Genomic DNA, 6,422 nt, shown 5'->3' with positions numbered 1-6,422 from the left:
CTCGCCTGGCGTCCCCTCCAGCCAGAACGTCCCGTCGAGGAGATCCACACCACCCTGGCGCACATGGCCGACGGACTCATCGGCTCCCCCGCCTCCCCGCGCTGACATCCTGAAGAAGAACCCCGGAGAGGATCCCCCGCCATGGTCGACCTGTACCCTCTGCTGCCCGTGATCGTCGGTGCCGTCCTGTTGTGGATGGTCACCAGGGACACCCGCACCGAACTGCTCCTGGTCCGCAACGGCGTGCGCGCCAAGGGGAGGGTGATCGGCTACCACGAGACGTCGGTGGCCTCCCGGATGATCGTGCAGTTCCAGACCGAGGACGGCAGGGAGGTCCACGCGGAGCACGAGAACACCGGGTGGATGGCCTCCCGTGCCGGGGAGATCGTCACCGTCTCCTACGACCCGGAGTCCCCCGAGCGAGCCCGGATCGTCTCCGCGCCCTGGCTGAGCCACTGGGTCCGCGGCATGTTCGGGGGGCTCGGGCTGGTGCTGGTGCTCATCGGCCTGTTCCTGGGCTATCTCCACTGGGGGGAGAACTAGGCGCTCACACCGGGGCGGGAGTCTCCTCCCGGGGAGGGGCGTAGCGGACCAGGCGTCCGGGCAGTTCGCCGTTGAGACTGGACCGGGTGCGGACCCGCACGCGGCAGACGAGGTCGGCCAGGCCCGCGCCGTCCGGGCGGACCACCGCGGTACTCGCGTGCAGCGCGACGACTGCGAGGGAGAACCACGGCAGGCCGAGGGCGATCAGCGCGACGACCGGTGCGTGCAGCAGCGCCGTGCGCGCCAGGACGCGCAGCCGGGGGGCCGGTCGGGGCCGTTGCCACTCGGTGAGGGCCAGACGGACCGCCGCCGCCCCCGGGGTGCTCCGGTCGCGGCGCAGCAGCGGCATGACCAGCGCGAAGACCACGGCCAGGGCCAGGAGGGCGCCGGTGAGGACCTCGTCCCGTGCGCCGGGGCGAACCCCGCCGCTGGCGCCGACCAGGGCGACGAACGTGGCCGCGCCGAACCACCACAGACCCAGGTCCAGCAGGGTGCCGAGCATCCTTCGGCCGAGGTCGGGGGCGACCCGGTCCGGAACGGCGGCGGGCCAGGACCGGTGCGGACCATAGGGCCACACCACCGGCACCCACCGGGCCGACAGCCAGCCCAGCAGGGTCGCGGCGACGCCGATCCCGGCCGTCTCGAACGCGACGGTGTCGTAGGCGCACGGATACAGGCCGAGGACCCCGGTGGCGCGGACCAGGATCACCGCGAGGGCCAGGGCGGCACCGAGGGCGAGTGTGGTGAGCGGGCCCCGGCGGAACCGGGCGCGGGCCAGCAGGCCGACCGGCAGGAAGACCGCCAGGGCCAGCGCCGCGTCGCGCACGGTCAGGGGCGGCGCGGTGGCGGGTTCGACGGCGCACAGCCCGTCCGCGGAGGCGGGCAGCGGCCAGACGGCGTAGACGGCCAGACCGAGCCCGGTGAGCAGTGCCGCGAGGGTGAGCTGTCCGGGCCAGCCCACCAGGCGCCCGTACCTCCGGTGCTGTCCGCGCAGGTAGAGGGCGGATGCGGTGACCATCAACAGCGGAATGGCGGCGACCGCCACCTCGATGGCGGCCTGACCTCCGCCGAACGGTTGCCCCATGGCGTGTGCGTTCCCCTTGCTCGTTCCCGGGGCGCCAGGCTAGTACGGGCCGCGCCCGTGTGGGGAGGGAACCGTGATATCACTCTGCGAGTGCCCCCTCGGACCCGAACGCGCTCCCCCGCTCCACACCCCGGAGCCCCATGTGACGTTCGTCCCAGGGTGAGCGCCTTGATCACCCATCTGGTGGTTCGCGGGCGTCATACGAGGCCTTGTGTGAACAATTCACTACTTCATGGCAGACTGCCTGCACCACCCGGATAATCCGCCGTTTCTCGGGCGAGATACGATCCCCAACGCCGAAAACCCCCGCATGTGGTTACTCTCCGGCGAGCCCACCCCCTGGAGGGACGAGCGCGGACCACACGACGGGAGGTCCGCGCACGCCGGCCCGCAGGACGCGGCCAGGCGACCGCCCGGCTCCGACAGTGCCTGAGAAGACTTTGACGCGGATCGACAGGAGAACCGTGCAGGCAGTACCGAAGAAACGTGGGCGGACCATCGCCGCCCGTATTCGCGCCATGGTCATGATCCCCACCACCGCGCTGTTCGCACTGTGGTTGATCCTCACCATCGTCCTCGGCGGCGACGCTGTCTACCAGCTGATCCGCTCCAAGGCCACCGACGACCTCGTCACCCCCGCCGCCGTCGGCCTCGTCTCCGCGATGTCCGAGCGCTCGGCCACGATCACCTACATCGAGGACCCCGACGACGCCGAACTGGCGCAGCGGCTGGAGCAGAGCCGCCAGGCCACCGACGATTCGCTCGGTGCCGTACTGGACGACCTGATGGGCTTCGCCGACCTCGCTCCCGGCGAGGGCGGCATGCACATCGAGATGCTGTACGACATGTACCAGGAGATCGGCGACGTCCGTACGAGCGTCGACGACGGTGACGCCTCCCGCGCCGACGTCCTGGACTACTACAACGAACTCGTCCTGCACGGCGCCGACAGCTTCGACAGCCAGGGCCGCGAGGGCAACGAGGGGGACGCGGTCAGCCCCGGCTTCACCGCCATCTACCTCTTCCGCACCGTGGACGTGGCCGCGCAGGCCGACGCCCAGATCGCCCGCGCCTTCGCCACCGGCGAACTCACCGTCGAGGACCAGCGAGAGTTCACCAGGATGATGGGCGCCTTCGAGGCCCTCCTGGACGCCAACGCCCCCTACCTGGCGGGCGACGGTCTGCTGGAGCGGTACGAGGCCGTTCGGGAGAGCCCCGAGTACGCCACCCTCAACCGGCTCTCGGAGCGGATCACCGACCGCCAGGTCGAGACCACCACGGTCACCGACCCCGTCACCCTCGTCCCGGAGACGGTCGACGACCTCTCCATGCCGGTCTCCGAGTCCGAGTGGGACGCCGCGTACCTGCACGTGATCACCGAGCTCACCGAGCTGGGCGCGGAGGAGTCGCTGTACGCCGCCGAGGTGACCCGCGACGACGCCAACAGCGCGGTGATGCTCGCGGTCGGCGGCAGCCTCGGTGTCGCCGCCGTCATCCTGGTCGCGTTCACCCTCGCCCGACGCTCCTCCCGGAACCTCACCTCGCGGCTGCTCACCCTGCGCGAGGAGTCCCAGGACCTGGCCGAGAACAAGCTGCCCGAGATCATGGGCCGCCTGCACCGGGGCGAGCGCGTGGACATCGTCTCCTCCCTGCCCGAACTGCGCACGGAGGACGACGAGATCGGTGACGTCGCCAAGTCGTTCAACACCGCCCAGCGCGCCGCCGTCGAGGAGGCCGTCCAGCAGACCGAACTGCGCCACGGTGTCAACCGCGTCTTCCTCAACATCGCCCACCGCAGCCAGACGCTGGTGCACCGCCAGCTCCGGCTCCTGGACAAGATGGAGCGCGAGCAGGAGGACCCGGATCAGCTCGCCCAGCTGTTCAAGCTGGACCACCTGGCCACCCGCTCCCGCCGAAACGCCGAGAACCTGCTGATCCTCGGTGGCGAGGCGCCTGGCCGTACCTGGCACCGCCCGATGCCGCTGATCGACGTCCTGCGCGGCGCGATCTCGGAGTCCGGCGACTACACGCGGGTCAAGCGTGAGCGCATCGCCCGCGTGAACCTCAACGGTCCTGCGGTCGCGGACGTCATCCACCTGGTCGCCGAGCTGGTCGACAACGCCGCCATGTTCTCGCCTCCGCACACCCAGGTGCGCCTGAGCAGCGACGACGTGCCCAACGGTGTGACGATCGAGATCGAGGACCGCGGTCTGGGCATGACCGAGGCCGAGTTCACCTCGACCAACGCCCTGCTGGCGGACCCGCCCGAGTTCGACGTCATGCGTCTCAACGAGAAGATGCGCCTCGGCCTGTTCGTGGTCTCGCACCTGGCGCACCGCCACGGGATCAGGGTGCACCTGCGCCCGTCGCCGTACGGCGGTGTCCAGGCGATCGTGCTGCTGCCGCAGGAGCTCATCTCGGGCGACCGCACGCCGCTGCCCTCCTCGGAGGAGCCCGGCGACATCTGGGAGGTGCGCGAGATCGTCGACCGCACCCCCGAGGTCGCTCTGGAGGCGGGCCGGTCCGCCCGGCCCGGCAAGCCCGTACTGACCTCGGTCTCCACCTCCCCGAGCGTGGAGGAGCCGGAGGGTCCGTCCGGCTCCACCGCCCCGGAGTCGGCGGAGAGCGACCTGCTCAGTGCCCCCGTCAGGCAGGACGAGTCCCGCCCCGTCCTGCCCACCCGCAACCCCCGTATCAGCGCGGTGCCGGACGCCCCCCAGGAGGCCCCGGCCGGGGAAACCTCCTCACCCGAGGCGAGCGCGCCGTCCGAGACGGCCGCACCCCCCGCCGAGGCACCTGAGAACTCTGAGGAGCCCGAGACCGTCGAGGCGGGCGGAGACCGGCCCGCGCTGCCCAAGCGTCGGCCGCAGGAGAACCTGGCGCCGCAGCTGGCGACCGAACCCACCGAGTCGGGGACCTTCGGACCCAACTCCGGTGGCGCCTCCGCCGAGTCCAACCTGGAGGGCACCGAACGGCTGGCGCGCCTGCGCCGGAACATGTCCGCGTTCCAGCAGGGAACGGACCGTGGACGGCGCGAGAGCAAGCAGAACACCAACGACACCGACAAGGACGCGTAACCGTGACGAGTACCGAAAGCGCTGAGCGCGGCAGCGGAAGCGCCGCGGGCAAGAAGGACATCGACTGGCTCCTGGACGAGTTGCTCGACCGCGCCGTGGGTTCGCGCCACGCGATCGTCCTCTCCGCTGACGGCCTGCTGATCGGCCGCTCCAAGGAACTGGTCAGGGAGGACGCCGAGCACCTGTCCGCGGTCGCCTCCGCGTTCCAGAGCCTGGCCCGGGGCACCGGCCGTCACTTCGGCGGCGGCGAGGTCCTCCAGACCGTCGTCGAAATGGAGAGCGCCTACCTCTTCGTCACGGGCGCGGGTCGCGGCGCCTGTCTGGCCGTCCTGGCCGAGGAGAGCGCCGACGTCGGTCTCATCGCCTACGAGATGAACGTCCTGGTCGACCAGGTGGGCCGTTACCTCGAGACCGCTCCCCGCCACGGGGATGCCGACGAGGCGTCCGGGGAAGCCACGCGATAGGGGTCCGTATGCAAGCGCACGACGAGTTCGATCCTGGTGACACCCAGCACGGTCTGCCGCACCGCGACGCCGTCGGGGGCTTCGGCGAGGAAGCGGCGCCCGACAGCGAGGAGGCCGGGCCGCTGGTCCGGCCGTACGTGATCGCGCAGGGCCGTGACCACGCCGACGCCGTCCAGCTGGACATGATCAGCGTGGTGATCGCGGCCAAGAGGGCCGAGGTCGACGAGATGGCGCTCGAACCGGAGCAGCTCCGCATCCTGGAGCTGTGCCGTCGTCCCCTGTCGGTGGCCGAGGTGTCCGCCCACCTGGACATTCCGGTGGCCGTCGTCAAGGTCCTGCTCAGTGACCTGCTCAACCGCGGGCTGGCTCTGGCCCGCGCCCCCTACACAGCTAAGAGCCCGGTGAGCCGGGACGTACTCCAGGCGGTTCTCGATGGCATCCAGAGACTCTGACCCGGGCCCCGAGGCCCCCGTCCCCTCCGCACTCAAGATCCTGGTCGCCGGCGGTTTCGGCGCCGGGAAGACCACCCTGGTCGGCGCGGTCAGCGAGATCGCTCCGCTCCGCACCGAAGAGATGATGACCGAGGCCAGTTACGGCATCGACGACCTCTCCGGTGTGGAGTCCAAGACCACCACCACGGTGGCGCTGGACTTCGGCCGCATCACCATCAGCCCGTCCCTGGTGCTGTACCTGTTCGGCACACCGGGCCAGGAGCGCTTCTGGTTCATGTGGGAGGAGCTGTCCGAGGGTGCGCTGGGCGCCGTCGTCATCGCCGACACCCGCCGTCTGGAGACCTGTTTCGCGGCGGTCGACTTCTTCGAGCGGCGCGGGGTGCCGTTCGTGGTCGCGGTGAACTGTTTCGACGGAGCCCACCAGTACGAGCCGGACGAGGTCCGTGAGGCGCTGAGCCTGAACCCGGACATCCCGGTGACGTTGTGCGACGCCCGTGTGCGCGAGTCCGCCAAGCAGGTGCTGCTGACCCTGATGAACCGGGTGTCGGAGCAGGTCGCGGCGTGACCGTGGCCGGTCGCGCGGTANGGGCGGGTGGAGCGGGGATCGGGGGACTCCGCTCCACCCGCCCCTCCTTGATGCGGCCGGTCGCGCCGCGCGGGGTGTCGGAGGTGTAAGGGTCGCCCCTTCCCTTGTACACCTGTAGGTTCCAGGTAAAGTGCGGGGCGCGCGCCACGCCCTTGGCGGCGGCGTTCGGAGGAAACCGGGGCACACCCCGGGCGGTCCAGGACGAAGGTGGAGTTC

General features: G+C 70.8%; 6 protein-coding genes. 5 read left to right on the top strand and 1 reads right to left on the bottom strand.

All coding sequences use genetic code 11. From position 1 onward, the window contains the following. Nucleotides 1-141: 141 nt before the first annotated feature. Complete coding sequence (locus tag D452_RS0120560; RefSeq protein WP_017546030.1) at nt 142-543, top strand: DUF3592 domain-containing protein; 402 nt, start codon at nt 142-144, stop codon at nt 541-543. Nucleotides 544-547: 4 nt separating this feature from the next. Here the strand turns inward: D452_RS0120560 and D452_RS0120555 are convergent, their stop codons facing one another. Continuing rightward, nucleotides 548-1,627 carry an RDD family protein gene (locus D452_RS0120555; protein ID WP_017546029.1) on the bottom strand — a complete coding sequence of 360 codons (1,080 nt, stop codon included), beginning with the start codon at nt 1,625-1,627 and terminating at the stop codon, nt 548-550. Nucleotides 1,628-2,091: 464 nt separating this feature from the next. Here D452_RS0120555 and D452_RS0120550 point away from each other — a divergent pair, with 464 nt between their 5' ends. Genes D452_RS0120550 through D452_RS0120535 form a run of 4 tightly spaced genes read left to right on the top strand, consistent with a single transcriptional unit; the run spans nt 2,092 to nt 6,185 of the window. Continuing rightward, a complete protein-coding gene (locus tag D452_RS0120550) occupies nt 2,092-4,704 on the top strand; it encodes a sensor histidine kinase (protein WP_026129504.1) in 2,613 nt (870 codons plus the stop codon). 2 nt (nt 4,705-4,706) lie between these two features. Then, nucleotides 4,707-5,168: a roadblock/LC7 domain-containing protein gene (locus tag D452_RS0120545; RefSeq protein WP_017546027.1), complete on the top strand. Its 462-nt coding sequence runs from the start codon at nt 4,707-4,709 to the stop codon at nt 5,166-5,168. An 8-nt stretch (nt 5,169-5,176) separates the two neighbouring features. Next, complete coding sequence (locus D452_RS0120540) at nt 5,177-5,620, top strand: DUF742 domain-containing protein (protein ID WP_017546026.1); 444 nt, start codon at nt 5,177-5,179, stop codon at nt 5,618-5,620. Further along, nucleotides 5,601-6,185 carry a GTP-binding protein gene (locus D452_RS0120535; protein WP_017546025.1) on the top strand — a complete coding sequence of 195 codons (585 nt, stop codon included), beginning with the start codon at nt 5,601-5,603 and terminating at the stop codon, nt 6,183-6,185. The genes D452_RS0120540 and D452_RS0120535 overlap by 20 nt, the downstream gene beginning before the upstream one ends. Nucleotides 6,186-6,422: the final 237 nt, after the last annotated feature.

It is taken from the genome of Nocardiopsis prasina DSM 43845, from assembly GCF_000341265.1.
GTDB lineage: Bacteria > Actinomycetota > Actinomycetes > Streptosporangiales > Streptosporangiaceae > Nocardiopsis > Nocardiopsis prasina.
This window is presented reverse-complemented; position numbering and strand designations above follow the sequence as displayed.